The sequence below is a fragment of the Bacillus paramycoides genome (assembly GCF_038971285.1).
Classification (GTDB): domain Bacteria; phylum Bacillota; class Bacilli; order Bacillales; family Bacillaceae_G; genus Bacillus_A.
In genome coordinates this window covers 1329968-1345826 of record NZ_CP152427.1, presented here as the reverse complement: position 1 = coordinate 1345826, position 15859 = coordinate 1329968, and the positions used below count along the sequence as shown (strand labels likewise).

Annotated in this window: 21 protein-coding genes; 12 read left to right on the top strand and 9 right to left on the bottom strand. The window is 35.5% G+C overall.

The features are described 5' to 3' along the window. The first annotated feature begins 115 nt into the window (after positions 1-115). Both AAG068_RS06995 and AAG068_RS06990 read left to right on the top strand, forming a co-directional pair. Entirely contained in the window at positions 116-547 is a 432-nt protein-coding gene (locus AAG068_RS06995; protein WP_342718693.1) for a YrvL family regulatory protein, read from the top strand. A 33-nt stretch (positions 548-580) separates the two neighbouring features. Continuing rightward, positions 581-1168, top strand: a complete 588-nt coding sequence (locus AAG068_RS06990) for a thioredoxin family protein (protein ID WP_003266558.1) — start codon at positions 581-583, stop codon at positions 1166-1168. 32 nt (positions 1169-1200) lie between these two features. Here the strand turns inward: AAG068_RS06990 and uppP are convergent, their stop codons facing one another. Further along, a complete protein-coding gene (gene uppP, locus AAG068_RS06985; RefSeq protein WP_000796248.1) occupies positions 1201-1992 on the bottom strand; it encodes a bacitracin resistance undecaprenyl-diphosphatase in 792 nt (263 codons plus the stop codon). Between the two features lie 186 nt (positions 1993-2178). On the opposite strand from uppP, the gene AAG068_RS06980 reads away from it, so the two are divergent. The 3 genes from AAG068_RS06980 to AAG068_RS06970 all read left to right on the top strand — a co-directional run bounded on the left by AAG068_RS06980 (position 2179) and on the right by AAG068_RS06970 (position 3954). After that, positions 2179-3543 (top strand): MATE family efflux transporter, encoded by a 1365-nt coding sequence (locus AAG068_RS06980; RefSeq protein ID WP_342718690.1) that lies wholly within the window; start codon positions 2179-2181, stop codon positions 3541-3543. Between the two features lie 69 nt (positions 3544-3612). After that, positions 3613-3786 (top strand): 2-isopropylmalate synthase, encoded by a 174-nt coding sequence (locus AAG068_RS06975; protein WP_342718689.1) that lies wholly within the window; start codon positions 3613-3615, stop codon positions 3784-3786. A gap of 18 nt (positions 3787-3804) precedes the next feature. Continuing rightward, the gene (locus tag AAG068_RS06970) at positions 3805-3954 is read left to right on the top strand and encodes a hypothetical protein (protein WP_000743738.1); all 150 of its coding nucleotides are present in this window, start codon (positions 3805-3807) and stop codon (positions 3952-3954) included. Between the two features lie 64 nt (positions 3955-4018). On the opposite strand, the gene AAG068_RS06965 is transcribed toward AAG068_RS06970, so the two are convergent. Beyond that, on the bottom strand, positions 4019-4537 hold the full coding sequence (locus AAG068_RS06965) for a biotin transporter BioY (RefSeq protein WP_342719714.1): 519 nt from the start codon (positions 4535-4537) through the stop codon (positions 4019-4021). Between the two features lie 83 nt (positions 4538-4620). On the opposite strand from AAG068_RS06965, the gene AAG068_RS06960 reads away from it, so the two are divergent. Beyond that, positions 4621-5523 (top strand): aminoglycoside phosphotransferase family protein, encoded by a 903-nt coding sequence (locus AAG068_RS06960; protein ID WP_342718688.1) that lies wholly within the window; start codon positions 4621-4623, stop codon positions 5521-5523. Between the two features lie 2 nt (positions 5524-5525). Here the strand turns inward: AAG068_RS06960 and AAG068_RS06955 are convergent, their stop codons facing one another. From AAG068_RS06955 to amaA, 5 genes are all read right to left on the bottom strand, one after another. Beyond that, complete coding sequence (locus AAG068_RS06955; RefSeq protein ID WP_342718687.1) at positions 5526-5687, bottom strand: hypothetical protein; 162 nt, start codon at positions 5685-5687, stop codon at positions 5526-5528. Positions 5688-5784: 97 nt separating this feature from the next. Beyond that, entirely contained in the window at positions 5785-6558 is a 774-nt protein-coding gene (locus AAG068_RS06950; protein ID WP_342718686.1) for a hypothetical protein, read from the bottom strand. Positions 6559-6582: 24 nt separating this feature from the next. After that, positions 6583-7029 (bottom strand): flavodoxin, encoded by a 447-nt coding sequence (locus AAG068_RS06945; protein WP_000041153.1) that lies wholly within the window; start codon positions 7027-7029, stop codon positions 6583-6585. After that, positions 7022-7258 (bottom strand): hypothetical protein, encoded by a 237-nt coding sequence (locus AAG068_RS06940; RefSeq protein ID WP_342719834.1) that lies wholly within the window; start codon positions 7256-7258, stop codon positions 7022-7024. Before AAG068_RS06940 ends, AAG068_RS06945 begins: the two co-directional genes overlap by 8 nt. Before the next feature lie 166 nt (positions 7259-7424). Further along, positions 7425-8594: an N-acyl-aliphatic-L-amino acid amidohydrolase gene (amaA, locus tag AAG068_RS06935; protein ID WP_342718685.1), complete on the bottom strand. Its 1170-nt coding sequence runs from the start codon at positions 8592-8594 to the stop codon at positions 7425-7427. A 337-nt stretch (positions 8595-8931) separates the two neighbouring features. Between amaA and AAG068_RS06930 the strand changes: the two genes are divergently transcribed. From AAG068_RS06930 to dltD, 5 genes are all read left to right on the top strand, one after another. Next, positions 8932-9078 carry a teichoic acid D-Ala incorporation-associated protein DltX gene (locus tag AAG068_RS06930; protein ID WP_000440293.1) on the top strand — a complete coding sequence of 49 codons (147 nt, stop codon included), beginning with the start codon at positions 8932-8934 and terminating at the stop codon, positions 9076-9078. Positions 9079-9090: 12 nt separating this feature from the next. After that, positions 9091-10605, top strand: coding sequence for a D-alanine--poly(phosphoribitol) ligase subunit DltA (gene dltA / locus AAG068_RS06925; protein ID WP_342718684.1), 1515 nt, complete (start codon positions 9091-9093; stop codon positions 10603-10605). Then, positions 10602-11768, top strand: a complete 1167-nt coding sequence (gene dltB / locus AAG068_RS06920) for a D-alanyl-lipoteichoic acid biosynthesis protein DltB (RefSeq protein WP_078419322.1) — start codon at positions 10602-10604, stop codon at positions 11766-11768. Before dltA ends, dltB begins: the two co-directional genes overlap by 4 nt. 69 nt (positions 11769-11837) lie before the next feature. Continuing rightward, on the top strand, positions 11838-12077 hold the full coding sequence (gene dltC, locus AAG068_RS06915) for a D-alanine--poly(phosphoribitol) ligase subunit DltC (RefSeq protein ID WP_000807310.1): 240 nt from the start codon (positions 11838-11840) through the stop codon (positions 12075-12077). Next, positions 12074-13249: a D-alanyl-lipoteichoic acid biosynthesis protein DltD gene (gene dltD, locus AAG068_RS06910; protein WP_342718676.1), complete on the top strand. Its 1176-nt coding sequence runs from the start codon at positions 12074-12076 to the stop codon at positions 13247-13249. The genes dltC and dltD overlap by 4 nt, the downstream gene beginning before the upstream one ends. 17 nt (positions 13250-13266) lie before the next feature. Here dltD and AAG068_RS06905 read toward each other — a convergent pair whose 3' ends face one another. Then, positions 13267-14361, bottom strand: coding sequence for an NAD(P)H-dependent flavin oxidoreductase (locus tag AAG068_RS06905; protein ID WP_342718675.1), 1095 nt, complete (start codon positions 14359-14361; stop codon positions 13267-13269). Between the two features lie 115 nt (positions 14362-14476). Here AAG068_RS06905 and AAG068_RS06900 point away from each other — a divergent pair, with 115 nt between their 5' ends. Then, complete coding sequence (locus tag AAG068_RS06900; protein ID WP_342718674.1) at positions 14477-15403, top strand: S66 peptidase family protein; 927 nt, start codon at positions 14477-14479, stop codon at positions 15401-15403. A 28-nt stretch (positions 15404-15431) separates the two neighbouring features. On the opposite strand, the gene AAG068_RS06895 is transcribed toward AAG068_RS06900, so the two are convergent. Beyond that, the gene (locus tag AAG068_RS06895) at positions 15432-15830 is read right to left on the bottom strand and encodes an SseB family protein (RefSeq protein ID WP_306185242.1); all 399 of its coding nucleotides are present in this window, start codon (positions 15828-15830) and stop codon (positions 15432-15434) included. Between the last annotated feature and the right edge of the window lie 29 nt (positions 15831-15859).

Genomic DNA, 15859 nt, shown 5'->3' with positions numbered 1-15859 from the left:
ATAATCTTACATGAAATCTTACTTTTTGTCATCTTATTTTCCCATAATTCGTAGTTTTTCAATAGACATTTCATGATAAAATGAAGTTGAATTTCCAAAAAAAGGAGTTGGAATAGTGGGTGAAGAAGATAAATTTTCGAATTTCAATCTAAAAGATAAAACTTTGATTATTGGTTTTGTTATTCTGTTCCTCATTATAATTTTTGCATTTATATTTTTTGTATATGTAGGAATCTTTCATATTACTGGTGTAGAGTATAGGTCGCGCACTGCCTTACTTCTATTTTTTTTATTAATTACTTTCTTAGACGGTATTATATTTTTCATCTTCAGTTTCTTCAAGGCACTGCTATATCCAATGACACAAAACATGCCAAATTGGCTTTCTATTACTCTGTTCGCAATTATTGAAATTACGCTAGATTGGTTCGTCATTCATACCACTGACGATTGGATAGAAAGCGTACAACTGTCCAACATAGCTGAATTATGTGTCGTACTATTCCTTTTCCTATTAAATAAATTATTAAGCGACAAGAAAGAGTAAGAATACAAGCTTTTCTATATAAAAATTGGTACAATGAAAGCAAATCATACTAAAGAGGTGTTACTTATGAACTTACAACAATGGGCTGATAAAGGTATGTCCTTTGATACATATGTAAATGAAATGAAAGTAAATCAATACGAGCTACTGCACATTTACAATAACTTTTTAATTCCAAATGAATTACTTCCTGTATTAGAAGAACGCCAAAATGATGGTTGGCGTGTTATCGTATTAACAGCTGATTGGTGTGGTGACGCTCTTTTATGCGTACCTGTTATGAAACGAATTTCTGAAGTTGCAAATATTGATATGTCATTATTAATTCGCGATGAAAACTTAGAATTAATGGATCAATATTTAACAAATGGAACAGCACGTGCGATTCCAATCTTTATTTTCATTGATAAAGATGGAAATGAACAAGCCGTTTGGGGGCCACGTGCTCCAAAAGTACAAGAATTAGTAACTTCAATGCGCGCTACATTGCCTGAAAAAGAAGATCCAACATTCGAAGAGAAACAAAAAGAAATGTACGCTAATTTCCGTGCTACATTAGCGGATGATACCTCTCTTTGGGAACACGTAATGGAAAGCATGATGGAAAAAGTAGTAAAATAAAAAAAAACTGCCGAACTCGGCAGTTTTTTTTATTACATAATGAAGAAATAGAATACCGCAGCTAAAATGAAACGATAGTAAGCAAACGGTGTTAGTTTTACACGAGATAATAATTTTAAGAATGAAACAATTGCAAGCATCGCAACAACGAATGCTGTAATAAATCCTGTTGCAAATAACGGTATATCAGCCGCACTTAATATATCCCAGCTTTTAATTAAATCTAAGCCACTTGCAGCTACCATCATTGGTACTGCTAAAATGAATGTATATTCAGCTGCCGCTGTATGTGACACGCGAGCTAATAAACCACCACTTATTGTAGATCCAGAACGAGAAAATCCTGGCCAAAGTGCTAAACATTGGAACATTCCAATTGTAAATGCTTGCTTATATGTGATTTCATCTAATGTTCTTGCTGTACTTGGTTTCGAAAACTTCTCAGCAACAATCATTAAAATACCACCAGCCACTAAGCTAATGACAACTGGGCCTGGCCCAAATAAAACTTCTTTAATCGCACTATGGAATAATACGCCAAGTACGCCGGCAGGAATCATTCCGATAATAATATGTAATAAATTTAACGATGGTCCGTCTGTTACTTTCCCTATACCTACTAAAGACCATAAACGTTTCCAAAATATAACAACAACTGCTAAAATCGATCCCAATTGAATAACAACTTCGAAAACTTTCGCTCTCTCGTCGTCAAATCCAAGTAAATGACCTGTTAAAATCATATGTCCTGTTGATGATACTGGTAAAAACTCTGTTAAACCTTCAACAGCACCCATGATTATTCCAATTAACCAATCAGCCACGAGTAGTGCCTCCTTAATAACTAATAATATGTAATTTTTTCATACCTTACCATAATACCTTATCCCCTTTCAAAGTGCATCCTTTTTTATAGCAAACCGTAGTTTTAATAAGCTTATTCCTTTTCTATTTTTTGATTAAATTGTATGATAGTAAGAGTTTTCTTTTTTACGTAGAAAGGAGATTTTATGAAAGAAACTAGTACATTCTCACAAAAATTAAAGCAATTTGTATTACTATTTTTTCCGATTTTCGTAACACAAATGTCATTATTTGCAATGAGTTTTTTTGATACAACAATGTCAGGGCATGCAAGTCCTATTGATTTAGCAGGTGTTGCTATCGGAACGAGTATATGGATTCCAGTTAGTACGGGATTAACAGGTATTTTGATGGCTACAACTCCAATTGTTGCGCAACTCGTTGGATCCAAGAAAAAAGAAGATGTTCCCCAAGTCGTCATACAAGCAGTCTATTTAGCAATTTGCGCTAGCTTCGTCGTTATCCTTATTGGATTCTTCGCTGTTACACCCATTTTAAATGGCATGCGATTAGAAGAACCGGTGGAACGTATTGCAGCACAATTTTTAAGTATTATCGCAATTGGAATTATTCCTTTATTTACTTACACTGTTTTACGTGGATTTATTGATGCATTAGGAAAAACTCGCACAACGATGATTATTACATTACTATCATTACCTATTAACGTAGTATTAAATTATGTATTAATTTTTGGTCATTTCGGTTTTCCAAAACTCGGTGGTGTCGGAGCAGCAATTGCTTCTGCAGCAACCTATTGGTGCATTTTAATTATTACCGTTATGATTATTCGTACGAAAGAGCCTTTCGCATCTTTCCATATTTTTAAACAGTTATATCGCCCTTCTCTTTCTAGTTGGAAAGAGTTCTTACAACTTGGCGTCCCTATCGGATTTGCTATCTTTTTTGAAACGAGTATTTTCGCTGCAGTAACACTTATGATGAGTAATTTTAGTACGACAACAATTGCAGCTCATCAAGCAGCTATGAACTTCGCTTCCTTGCTCTATATGACGCCTTTAAGTTTAGCAATGGCAATGACTATTGCTGTTGGATTCGAAGTTGGAGCGAAACGATATAATAACGCAAAACAATATGGGTTTATTGGGATTGGCTTAGCACTTGCATTCGCCCTATTATATTCCATTCTTCTTTACTTCTTTGATGATGAAATTGCTTCTATTTATACGACAGATGTACAAGTTCATCATTTAGCAAAAGAATTTCTTATATTTGCGATTTTATTTCAAATTTCAGATGCAATTGCAACTCCTGTACAAGGTGCACTACGTGGTTATAAAGACGTAAACGTTTCCTTAATTATGACATTAATCGCTTATTGGGTAATCGGTCTCCCTCTCGGTTATGTATTAGCAACGTATACGGACTGGGCAGCAAAAGGATATTGGATTGGTCTTATTATCGGTCTAGCATTTGGCGCCATCTTCCTTCTTATCCGTCTCTTTCAAGTGCAAAGAAAATATACAATAGAAAACCGCCGCTCACGATAGAGGGCGGTTTTCTTTATGCATATTTTTTCTTTAAACGTATAACATAATGAAAAAGAAAGGTGGATACATATGGACGAACAAGAAAAAAAGCGATTATTCGATGAAGAATTCGCCCCTGAAATTTCACCTGGATATCGGCAAGATGTACATAAGCCACCTAAATATAAAAACACTTCGTTTTTAATGGGTATTACCATTTTTGCTGCTGTATTACTCGTGCTTATCATTTTCTTTTATTTTTGATGGAAGGTGATTTATTATATGAAGAAACAAGATTCCAATCGTTCAAAAAGAACTGTAAAAACAGAAAAAGGGTATGCAGGTGATTCTGTTCTTACTCAGAAACAAGTCGAGCAAGGAAATTTATATATTGCTCAAAAAGAAATTGGTCAACAAAATGAAAACCTTTAGAATCCCTCAAAGAACTGGGGGATTTTTTTATACCGCTATTTATGGTACTGGTTCATGTTTCACTTTATTGTACGTACTGTTTTTGTTCTAACACTTTAAATATATTGTTAACCTTTACAATTTTCATTTCATAATTCAATTTCATTTCGCTTCTCTTACCATTTTCAGTACCCGCAACGTATGCTACAGTTTTATAGAGAAAACTTTCATCCGTCACTTCACGTATCTCCTCGTTTATAAATTTATACTCTAAATCCTGAAAACGATTTGGATAATAATTTTTCATTAATCGCTCATACCCTCTATTTACAAATATTTCTTCACCTTTTCGTTTCACATCTTCTTTATTATGAAACGCAAACACTGATAGTTGCTCTGTCACAAAATGTTCTCCTACCTTTTTCATTTCATTATAAGTTAAGGTTTCTATACTTTTATTCTTCAGTTCCTTATTTAATCCGTATTGATCAATCGGTTTAAAGGCTGCAAAAACCTGCTCTTTATATGACAAAAACAATCCAAAAGCGATACATAGAGAAGCGATTAATAGTCTTTTCTTCGTAATACTCCCACCCTTCTTTATAATGATAGTTATATTTTAACATATAGAAAGAAAATTCTGATATCATAAAGTGGAAGAACTTAACTTAGAAATGAGGAACAATTATGGACTCTTACAAACAATATATAAAAGAAGCTTTTCCTAATCTTTCTATACATTCCTATAAACAAAATGAAGAAGGGTGGGATAATGTAGCGATTATAGTAAATGATGAGCTACTGTTTCGTTTCCCGCGAAAACAAGAATATGCAATGCGCATTCCGGTAGAAAAAGAACTATGCAAACTTCTCTCTTATTCACTACATGAAATTAAGGTTCCACACTATCACCTATTATATAGAAATGATGCTGATGCGGTTCCACTTTGTAGTTACTACACGCTCATTCATGGTGAACCATTAAAAACAGACACAGTTACCAAGCTTGAGGATAAAGAACTGAAAACTATTATTACACAATTAGCTGCCTTCCTTGCAACTCTACATAGTATTCCTATAAAGCAAGGCACAACGTTAGGGTTCCCTGTTGAAAAAACACTTACCTACTGGAAAGAGCTACAAACTAAGTTAAATCAGTATGTTACTAACAGTCTTACTTCGTTACAGCATTCATCTTTAAATCGGTTATTTGAAAATTTCTTTACATGTATCGATACATCCACTTTTCAAAATACTATTATTCATGCTGACTTTACACATCATCACATTTTATTTGATAAACAAAATAAAACAATTTCAGGGATTATCGATTTTGGTGATGCTCAAATGGGAGATCCCGCCTTTGACTTTGCTGGGCTATATTATAATTTCGGACATGAATTTACTACATCAGTATATAAACAATATAGCATGCTTATTTCACACCATGATCCATTACTCATTCACCGCATCACTACCTTTTATCAATACAGTCCTTTACTACATAATATAATTTATAACTTTGAAAAAAAGAATGAACTTGCATTCATAGCTGGTATAGAACAACTGAAAGTAATACTGCAGGGATGAGATTACATTCTCTCCCTCTGCTCTCTCTCCTCATACAACATTAACTTTTTATCCATTTCAACAATGACTTTATACAGTTGAAATGCCTGTAAAATTTGCAGTTGAATTCCAAAAGGGGCATTCTGTTCTTTTAACCATTGAAATACTTGCGTTTCATCTTTCATTGATTATTCCTCCCTTTATTAAAATCTGCTACAAATATACGGTAAATGATGAAAAGCTTTTCATGTCAATAACAAAAAAGATGCAACATTGCATCCTTTAATGTACGATATTTTTCTTCTGCCCCGCTTCTTTCTTTACTTCTTCCCCTTGGCATTCGCTACGAAATGCACAACTTATACACTCAGAACGAAACTGACGCTCTGTATAATGCTCAGGTTGCTGCAACATTTCTTTCATTCTAGATAAATCAGCCATTCCAGTTATAATATCTTCCTGTTTCGGAATGTACTCATACTTAGTTCCTTCTATTAAATTAATTACTTCAATTTTTCCTGGAAGAATGCCGAAAGCTTTATAACTGAATACTGTCATTAACTTTTGACAAAGAGCAAGCATTTCCTCATCCGCATCGACAACATACTTTTTAATTACAAACGACTCAGTACTCCACTCACCAACTTCTAATGTCAATGACATGTGGACACCTAACTCTTCCATATATGTTTGAAATTTTTCATACAAAAATAACGGCGGTGTCTGACTATCATCTCTTTCAACAAACTGTAATAAGTGATCTGTTAGCTTCGCTAACACAATATAATACTCCGCCTTCGAAGCAAACATATTAACCCTTACTTTTTTCCAATACTTTTCTATTAATATTAAAAGTACAATTTTCGTTTGTTGGCCCGCAGGTAGTGTGTAATATTCGTTAATAATTCGATTCACAATCATTTGTGCGATTTGTTGCCATTCAAACGAAGAAGGTTCTCTTCTTTTTATATGACGAAAATAAAATTTATGCGGACAACGCATAAAATCATACAAATGATAATCTGTCATCGTTTTGATTGCGATTTTCTCGTGCACTTGCTCTTCATCTCCCTCCTGCCATTAAGAAAGGTGTTTTACAAATTCAGCTCCAAACTGTAAACATTTTTCTACATCTTCATCTTCTGGCGTTAATTCTACTTTTAGCCCTTCTAACACAACTGCAGCTCCGCGTTCTTGTAGCTTTTCTATTAAAATATCAACCGCTACGCCGTACTTCGGATAAGCCGAATCACATGATCCGAAGACTGCCGCTTTTTTCCCAGTTAAATCAATAGAATCCATTGCGTCATAAAAATCTAAGAAATCATCAGGAAGGTCACCATCTCCCCAAGTGTATGCACCTAAAATAATTCCATCATACTGTTCTAGTATAGAAGCTTCTGGTGAATCCATAATATCAATCACTTCAATTTCATTTTCTGTTTCACGAATCACGCCGGCAATATGATCAGCCATTTCCTCTGTATTTCCACTCATACTTGCAAAAATCATTACTAACTTACTCAACTGAACCTCTCCCTTTACTTTGTATCTCTTTTTCTGTTTGAATGCTCTTCTTCTCATCTACATATTCTGAACGAATTACATTTCGTTGCCATTCCATATGCTGATCAACTTCTTTATTTTTATCTTTTAGTCCCCTCCGCAGAAGGTGAAATTTCTTTCTCATTAACATGTCGCATCCATCACATTGATAATAATTATCAATTTCAACTACTTTTAGATTAATTGACATTGATTATCACTGTCAATAACTATTTTTTAAAAAATGATTAAAATGTACAAGCTTGTCCGTTAGCTATTCATATACTATAAATGAGCATAGTTCTTTCTCAGCCCTCTCTGACGGAAAGAAATAAAAGCAACTGCGATAGAGCGCAGTTGCCTTTTTTTATACTTTTCTATGATTTTAGTAGCCTTATCGCTGTCTCTAAAAATAGTTCTACTCCATAAATTAGCGCTGCTTCATCTACATCAAATTTCGGATGATGATGCGGGTAGCACGTATCTATCTTTTTATTACCAGTCCCTAATTTAATGAAACAACCAGGTGCTTTTCTTAAATATGCTGAAAAATCCTCTCCTCCCATAGAAGGTTCCAGCTTCACAACACGCTCATTCCCAAACAAATGTAGTGCACTTTCCTCTACTACTTTCGTAATATATTCATCATTAATAACCGGATCATATCCATATCGATACGAATATGTATACTCCCCCCCATGTGCCTTTGTAATTCCTTTCACGATTTTCTCAATTTTCTCTTCTGCTTCTACTCTTAATGCTTGATTAAATGAACGAACAGTTCCCATTAAAGTTGCTGCACTAGGAATGATATTATCAGCCATTCCCCCATGAAACTGCGTAACTGAAACGACTCTTTGCATGAAAGCACTTGTATTTCTTGATACGATATGTTGTAAATTTGTAATAATCTGTGCTCCGATAGCAATAGGATCTATCGTTTCTTCTGGCCTCGCCGCATGTCCTCCTTTCCCTTGAATTTCAACTGTAAATACGTCTGGTGCCGCCATCATCGGACCGTACGCAATTCCAATCTTCCCGCTCTCAAGTCCTGACATAACATGTAAACCTATTACATAATCAACACCCTCCATCACGCCTGCTTCAACCATTTCTTTTCCCCCGCCAGGATATACCTCTTCCGCGTGCTGAAAGAATAGACGAATTTCACCTGCAAAATCTTCCTTTATATTTGATAGTGCCTCTGCTGTACTTAACAAAATAGCGGCGTGAGCATCATGCCCACATGCATGCATCACCCCTTTATTTACAGACGTATAAGATTTACTTGTCTCCTCTTGAATTGGCAAAGCATCTATATCAGCTCGAATCGCAATCACTTTCCCTTGTTCCGTTCCTCTTTTAATTGCTAGTACACTATACTTCGTCGGTCTCGTTACTTCATAAGAAGAAAACGAGCATAATGTATCATATATAAATTGCGAAGTTTCTTTTTCATGAAATGATAATTCCGGATACTTATGGAAATGTCGTCTCCATTTCACAATATTTTCTTCCGAAATTAGATTCTTCCACACTCTATTCATAATAATTTCCTCCTTTTCAAAAGAATTAGAACTGTAAAAATTTATTCCGTCTCGAATGACTAATAAGCGCAAATACTATATTTTTACGTATTCTTATAGTCCACTTTTATGTATTCACACAATCCACTTTCTGTTTACATATCAAATCCATTACAAATTGATGCTGAATGTAATATAATTGCTAAGTTAGGGATTTTCTTTTTTAGTATTTAGTGCTAATATCAGAAAAGAGCCTTTTGACTTATTTTTACCTAAAATGTGGAATTTTGTTTTTTTCACAATAATGTAGGACATGATACCTACAAAGAGCTATTATTTCATTAAGAGAGGGAAAGACATGGAAAGATTAAAAGAGATATGGTCTCGACCACTCACACAATGGGTTGCAAAGACGGTTTATTACCTTGCAATTTTATTTGCATTACTTTGGTTGTATGGATTCCATGATACAAACACAAGTACATTTATTTACAATGAATTCTAGGGTGGGAACGTTATGAAGTTATTAGAACAAATTGAAAAGTGGGCTATTGAAACGCCTGATCAAACTGCTTTTGTTTGGCGAGATGCGAAAATTACGTACAAACAATTAAAGGAAGATTCTGATGCGTTAGCACATTGGATTTCTTCTGAGTATCCAGATGATCGTTCACCAATTATGGTGTATGGCCATATGCAACCGGAAATGATTATTAACTTTTTAGGATGTGTAAAAGCTGGACATGCTTATATTCCTGTAGATTTATCTATCCCAGCTGATCGTGTACAACGTATCGCTGAAAATTCTGGTGCGAAACTACTTTTATCAGCAACAGCAGTAACTGTAACTGATTTACCAGTTCGCATTGTAAGTGAGGACAACTTAAAAGATATTTTCTTTACTCATAAAGGGAACACTCCAAATCCTGAACATGCGGTAAAAGGTGATGAGAACTTCTACATTATTTACACTTCAGGAAGCACAGGTAATCCGAAAGGGGTCCAGATTACTTATAACTGCCTTGTAAGCTTTACAAAATGGGCTGTAGAAGATTTCAACTTACAAACAGGACAAGTATTCTTAAACCAAGCACCTTTCTCATTCGATTTATCTGTCATGGATATTTACCCATCATTAGTAACAGGTGGTACACTTTGGGCAATCGATAAAGATATGATTGCACGTCCAAAAGACTTGTTTGCTTCTTTAGAGCAATCGGATATACAAGTATGGACTTCAACACCATCTTTCGCAGAGATGTGTTTAATGGAATCATCTTTCTCTGAGGGTATGCTACCAAACATGAAAACATTCTTATTCTGCGGTGAAGTGTTACCAAATGAAGTAGCTAGAAAATTAATTGAGCGTTTCCCGAAAGCAACAATTATGAATACGTACGGTCCAACAGAAGCTACTGTCGCTGTAACAGGTATTCACGTTACAGACGAAGTGCTTGATCAATACAAATCACTTCCAGTTGGCTACTGTAAAGCAGACTGCCGCCTTCTTATTATGAAAGAAGATGGCACGATTGCACCTGATGGTGAAAAAGGTGAAATCGTAATTGTCGGTCCAAGCGTAAGCGTTGGATATTTAGGAAGCCCTGAATTAACAGAAAAAGCATTTACTATGATTGACGGTGAGCGCGCCTATAAAACAGGCGATGCTGGCTATGTTGAAAATGGTCTTCTATTCTATAATGGTCGTCTTGATTTCCAAATTAAGCTGCATGGTTATCGAATGGAATTAGAAGAAATTGAGCATCACCTTCGTGCGTGTTCTTACGTAGAAGGTGCAGTTATCGTTCCAATTAAAAAAGGTGAAAAATACGATTATTTATTAGCGGTTGTTGTTCCTGGAGAACATTCATTTGAAAAAGAATTCAAATTAACATCTGCAATCAAAAAAGAACTCAATGAGCGATTACCAAACTACATGATTCCACGTAAATTCATGTATCAATCTTCTATTCCAATGACACCAAATGGAAAGGTAGATCGCAAAAAATTATTGAGTGAGGTTACAGCATGACCGCATATGGATCATTTTATTTTTTCGCTATAGTGGGCATTTTATTAATACCTACTATCATAGCTGGATTAAAAGGTAAAATGTTGCGTAAATATAATGCCGTTTTAACATTAGTCATGATTGCTATTATCTTCTCGGATAAACCGAAGCAAGCGATTATGTTAGCCGCATTTATTATTTGGCAATATGCCCTAATTAAAGGCTATTTAATTTTAAGAAAACAAAATAATAGTACATTCATGTTTTGTATAGCTGTTATTTTATCGATTTTGCCACTTATTTTGGCAAAAATCGCACCATTTGTACCTGAATTACATTTTATTGTTTTCGCAGGTATGTCTTACGTAACATTTAGAGCTGTACAAATGGTCTTTGAAGTTCGTGATAATTTAATTAAAGAACTTTCCTTCTTTAATTTCTGGGAGTTTGTTTTATTCTTCCCTGCGATTTCAAGTGGACCTATTGATCGTTACCGTAGATTCCAAAAAGATATTCAAAAGCCGCCTAGCGCTGAAGAATATCAAAAGTTACTATATACAGGACTTAACCGTATTTTCCAAGGTTTTCTGTACAAATTTATAATTGCACACTTGATAACAACATATCTTGTAAAGGCCGTATTCGCCAATCAAGATACACTTTTATCTAATGTGATTTTTATGTACGCTACTAGCATGCAATTATTCTTTGACTTTGCAGGTTATAGTGCGTTCGTAATTGGTATCAGTTACATGATGGGAATTAAAACGCCAGAAAACTTTAATAAGCCATTCCTTAGTCGTAATATTAAAGACTTCTGGAACCGCTGGCACATGAGTTTATCATTCTGGTTCCGTGATTTCATCTACATGCGTTTCGTCTTTTTTGCAACGAAGAAAAAGTTAATTAAGAACCGTTACACAATTTCGTATATCGGTGCATTTTTAAACTTCTTCATTATGGGAATTTGGCACATTCAAGGAAGCGCTGTTGCACAATATGTTATTTATGGTCTCTATCATGCCGCACTGTTCATTTTATTCGATATTTTCGAACGAAAAAACAAGAAGCATAAGTTTTGGCCAAACAATAAATTTACACACGTCCTTGCGATTGTAATTACGTTCCACGTTGTATGTTTCGGTTTCCTCATTTTCTCTGGACACCTTAACAGATACTTTTAATGCACCCTTCTTATAACTAGTAAGAAGTTGCACATATAATATATTTCGGATATAAAGGAGATTTTAAAAATGGCAGAATTCAAAGAGCAAGTATTAGATATTTTAGAAGAAGTATGTGAAAACGATATTGTGAAAGAAAACTTAGATGTTCAGTTATTTGAAGAAGGTATTCTTGATTCTTTCGCTGTAGTATCTTTATTAGTTGAATTCCAAGAGCGTTTAGATATTGAAGTTTCTATTTCTGATTTTGACCGTGACGAGTGGGCTACTCCAAACATGGTTATTAAGAAGTTGGAAGAAATCCGATGAACAAAGCAAAATTTGGTCCGATGCTTTTAGCATTGGCCCTTTTTGCTGTATTCTTACTTATTCCAACGCGCTTCCTACTTCCACTTTTAAGTGATGAAAAAGTAGAACAAGCTGCCACTTCTTTAAAAGAAGAAAAGATTCAAAGTATGATTTTACAGCAAAAGATGTTAGCAGACTCGAAATATCTTCCGATGTATGGATCATCGGAATTCGCACGTATGGATGCTTACCATCCATCAAACTATTTCAAAGTAAAGCCTGAAGGCTTCACACCATTCCTACTTGGACGCGGTGGAACACAAGACCTTGTACATGTATTAAACTTTGCATCTACAATGGATCAATTGAAGGATAAGAAGATGGTATTCGTTCTTTCTCCGCAATGGTTTGTGCCACAAGGTATTGATGAAACACACTTTGCACCTAACTTTTCAAAACAACAAGGTTACCACTTCATTTTCAACGATGATGTAAAACCTGAAATGAAAAAGCAAATTGCAAAGCGTTTATTAAACTTTGAGATTGTTAAGAAAGAAACTTTACTTAAAATTTCGCTTGAAGGTATCGTTTACGATGATACAAAGCATAAAGTAAAAGCACTTGCTGCTAAACCTTTCGCTTATATTTATCGTAACATTTTAGATCGCAAAGATTTACTTACAGCAATGTTTGATATTAAACCGCATAAAGAAAAACTTGACCCTTCATTAAAACAAATGAACTGGGATGAAGCTCGTAAACATGCAGATCAAACAGGTGCAGCAGAATCTGGATCTAACGAATATGGTATCGAAGATGGTTACTTCAACAGCAAAATCAAGAAGAAATTAAAGCAACGTGAAGGCTACTTAAAAAATGATGCTTATGATCAATCGCCAGAATATGAAGATTTACAAATTGTACTTGATTTATTAAAACAATCTGGTGCAAAACCACTCTTCATTTCTGTTCCTGTAAAAGGTCCTTGGTACGATTACGCTGGCTTCCCGAAAGAACGCCGAGAATTGTACTATAAGAAAGTTCATGAGCAAATTGAGAAAGCTGGCTATCCAATTGCCGACTTCTCAAATCATGAGTATGATAAATACTTCTTAAAAGATCACATGCACTTAGGTTGGAAAGGCTGGGTTTATATCGATGAAGCCATCCAACAATTTTATAAAGCAAACTAAAGAAAAGACCGCTTGAATTATTCAAGTGGTCTTTTTCTATATACATTTTGCAATTGTTCGATTACGTTATCTGCTTCTTTCATCACTCGCTCCACTACATGCTGAGCTGATTCTATTCGTGCTAATGATGACGCTTGTCCTGCCCAAAGCGACATATATTCTCCTTTATTACGTTTTGCTGCTTCTTGGCGTATTTTAGAGGTTAATACATTTTGCACTGGATACATCGGAAGCCCTTCTTCTTTCCCTTCATGCTTCTCTATAAATTCATTACGAATACCCCGTGCATATTTCCCGGAAAACGCACGAGTCACAGTTGTACTTGTATCTGTACTATGTAAAACCGCTTGTTTATATACGTCATGCGTAATACTTTCTTCACTCGTTAAAAAGGCTGATCCCATTTGAACAGCTTCTGCCCCCAGTGTAAATGCCGCAACAAGCCCTTGTCCGTTCATTACACCACCTGCTGCAACAATCGGGATGTGAGGGACAGCTGCTACTAACTGCGGAATTAATGCGAACGTCCCAATCATAGCGTCCTGTTCTTTCCCGATAAACGTTCCTCTATGCCCTCCTGCCTCGCTACCTTGACCGACAATAATGTCTACTCCTAATTCAGCAAGTACTTTCGCCTCTGCCACATGAGTAGCTGTTCCGATGACTTTAATTCCTCTTCTTTTCAATTCATCTATTTCTTCTTTTTCTAACGTTTGAAATGCAAAGCTAACGACTGGCACGTTTTCTTCTACTAACACTTGTAATTGTTCTTTATAACTTTTTGGAAGCTTTAACTGCTCTTCTTCCTCTATACTGAATTCTCTATTCACTCCGCTAAGTAATCCCTTGGCCAAGTTTATCTTCTCTTCTTCTATTTGTATCTCTTTCGTTAACAGTAAATTCACACCGAAAGGCTTATCCGTTCGTTCCCTTATTTTATAAATTGCATCACGAATTTGTTCAGGGCTCATATAGCCTGCTCCAAGCGTTCCTAATCCTCCGCTATTACTTACAGCTGCAACAAGCTCAGGCGTCGTAATTGCACCTGCCATACCCGCTTGAATGATTGGATACTTAATTTGTAATGTATCTATAACTCGACTTGTAAACATCATTTCTCCTCCTATTCCCCTTATATCTTCTTTATTTGACAAACTTTCCCCTTCTTTTACAAGGGTTGAACTTCCTATGAAGCGAATATATTGAAAGTGAAGGAGGCTGAAAACAATGATATATCCAAATGCGTTACAACAAGGTGATACAGTAATGATTATTGCACCGTCCGGCCCACCAACAATTGAAAATGTATTAAAAGGTGTAAACGTACTACAAGAAATGGGTTTATCTGTAGTAATCGGGAAGAGTGTTTATGAGAAGTACGGATATTTAGCTGGAAGTGATCAAGTTCGGCTCGATGATATACATGAAGCTTTTTCAAATCATGAAGTAAAGGCCATTTTCTGTGCACGAGGTGGTTATGGAAGTGCCCGTCTCCTCCCTCACATTCAATATGAAATCATTAGGCAACATCCTAAAATCTTTTGGGGATATAGCGATATTACAGCTTTACATACTGCCTTTTCACGTTATGCAAAGCTTATAACATTTCATGGTCCGATGATTGAAGAACTAGGAAAAGGTATTGATTCCCTATCTTTATCCTCTTTCAATCAGCTATTCCATCCGTATTCAACCATTTTATCTGCATCAGAATGTATCGTACCTAGCTCTCACAGTACAGTTACAGTTACAGGTACGTTAGTTGGAGGAAATTTAGCTGTGTTAACAAGTATAATTGGCTCGCCCTACGAGATAAATACGGACAATACACTTTTATTACTTGAAGACATTGGTGAAGAACCGTACCGCATTGACCGTATGTTAAATCAGCTACTTTTATCTGGAAAGTTTAATGAATGCAGGGGCGTTATTTTCACAAGTTGTCACGACTGCACTCCTTCAAAGCCATCTCAATCATTGCAAACAATACTATATGAATATTTCGCACCCTATCATATACCTGTTCTATTCGGTTTGCCGATCGGTCATATAAGCCCAAACATCGGCATTCCTCTTGGAGCTACAGCGACAATAAATACAGATAATAAAACACTCTCTATTTCCTCTGGTGTAGCCACTCCGTTTTCAAATTAAAAAAGGAAAAGCGATTCAGCTTTTCCTTTTATTTATAATAATTAAAAATTCGTCCAGATGCGATATCTGCAATTTCTTCTGGAATAAATGTTTTACTAATATCAGTGCCAACATTTAATACTGCTGTAGCATCTTTCTCAATGCTACCAAATAACTCTTTCCCACGTATCGTAATAAGGGGTGTTCCTTCTGGCAACACGTCTTTTACAAATTCCATTTGTGTAAAGAACGGAACGATCCATCTACCCTCTCCTTGGAAATGACGCAAACGAAGTATTCCTTCTGTTGCCCCGTCCTCAGCTTCTAATGAACCAGCAACATAAAACTCAGTAGATAAGAGCAATTCATAAAATTCCTTTTGCTTCTGTTTATCATTCCCTGCTACAACAAGTACTTCTTCTATTCTCTTTACCGGAATTTGCTCCATATGATGCCACCCCTATTTCAAAATGATTG

What these genes read in the sequence shown, in the direction of transcription:
- AAG068_RS06990 (WP_003266558.1), top strand. Translation starts at nt 581, where the DNA reads ATGAAAGCAAATCATACTAAAGAGGTGTTACTTATGAACTTACAACAA.
- AAG068_RS06980 (WP_342718690.1), top strand. Translation starts at nt 2,179, where the DNA reads ATGAAAGAAACTAGTACATTCTCACAAAAATTAAAGCAATTTGTATTA.
- AAG068_RS06975 (WP_342718689.1), top strand. Translation starts at nt 3,613, where the DNA reads ATGGACGAACAAGAAAAAAAGCGATTATTCGATGAAGAATTCGCCCCT.
- AAG068_RS06970 (WP_000743738.1), top strand. Translation starts at nt 3,805, where the DNA reads ATGAAGAAACAAGATTCCAATCGTTCAAAAAGAACTGTAAAAACAGAA.
- AAG068_RS06960 (WP_342718688.1), top strand. Translation starts at nt 4,621, where the DNA reads ATGGACTCTTACAAACAATATATAAAAGAAGCTTTTCCTAATCTTTCT.
- AAG068_RS06955 (WP_342718687.1), bottom strand. Translation starts at nt 5,687, where the DNA reads ATGAAAGATGAAACGCAAGTATTTCAATGGTTAAAAGAACAGAATGCC.
- AAG068_RS06940 (WP_342719834.1), bottom strand. Translation starts at nt 7,258, where the DNA reads ATGTCAATTAATCTAAAAGTAGTTGAAATTGATAATTATTATCAATGT.
- amaA (WP_342718685.1), bottom strand. Translation starts at nt 8,594, where the DNA reads ATGAATAGAGTGTGGAAGAATCTAATTTCGGAAGAAAATATTGTGAAA.
- AAG068_RS06930 (WP_000440293.1), top strand. Translation starts at nt 8,932, where the DNA reads ATGGAAAGATTAAAAGAGATATGGTCTCGACCACTCACACAATGGGTT.
- dltA (WP_342718684.1), top strand. Translation starts at nt 9,091, where the DNA reads ATGAAGTTATTAGAACAAATTGAAAAGTGGGCTATTGAAACGCCTGAT.
- dltB (WP_078419322.1), top strand. Translation starts at nt 10,602, where the DNA reads ATGACCGCATATGGATCATTTTATTTTTTCGCTATAGTGGGCATTTTA.
- dltC (WP_000807310.1), top strand. Translation starts at nt 11,838, where the DNA reads ATGGCAGAATTCAAAGAGCAAGTATTAGATATTTTAGAAGAAGTATGT.
- dltD (WP_342718676.1), top strand. Translation starts at nt 12,074, where the DNA reads ATGAACAAAGCAAAATTTGGTCCGATGCTTTTAGCATTGGCCCTTTTT.
- AAG068_RS06905 (WP_342718675.1), bottom strand. Translation starts at nt 14,361, where the DNA reads ATGTTTACAAGTCGAGTTATAGATACATTACAAATTAAGTATCCAATC.
- AAG068_RS06900 (WP_342718674.1), top strand. Translation starts at nt 14,477, where the DNA reads ATGATATATCCAAATGCGTTACAACAAGGTGATACAGTAATGATTATT.
- AAG068_RS06895 (WP_306185242.1), bottom strand. Translation starts at nt 15,830, where the DNA reads ATGGAGCAAATTCCGGTAAAGAGAATAGAAGAAGTACTTGTTGTAGCA.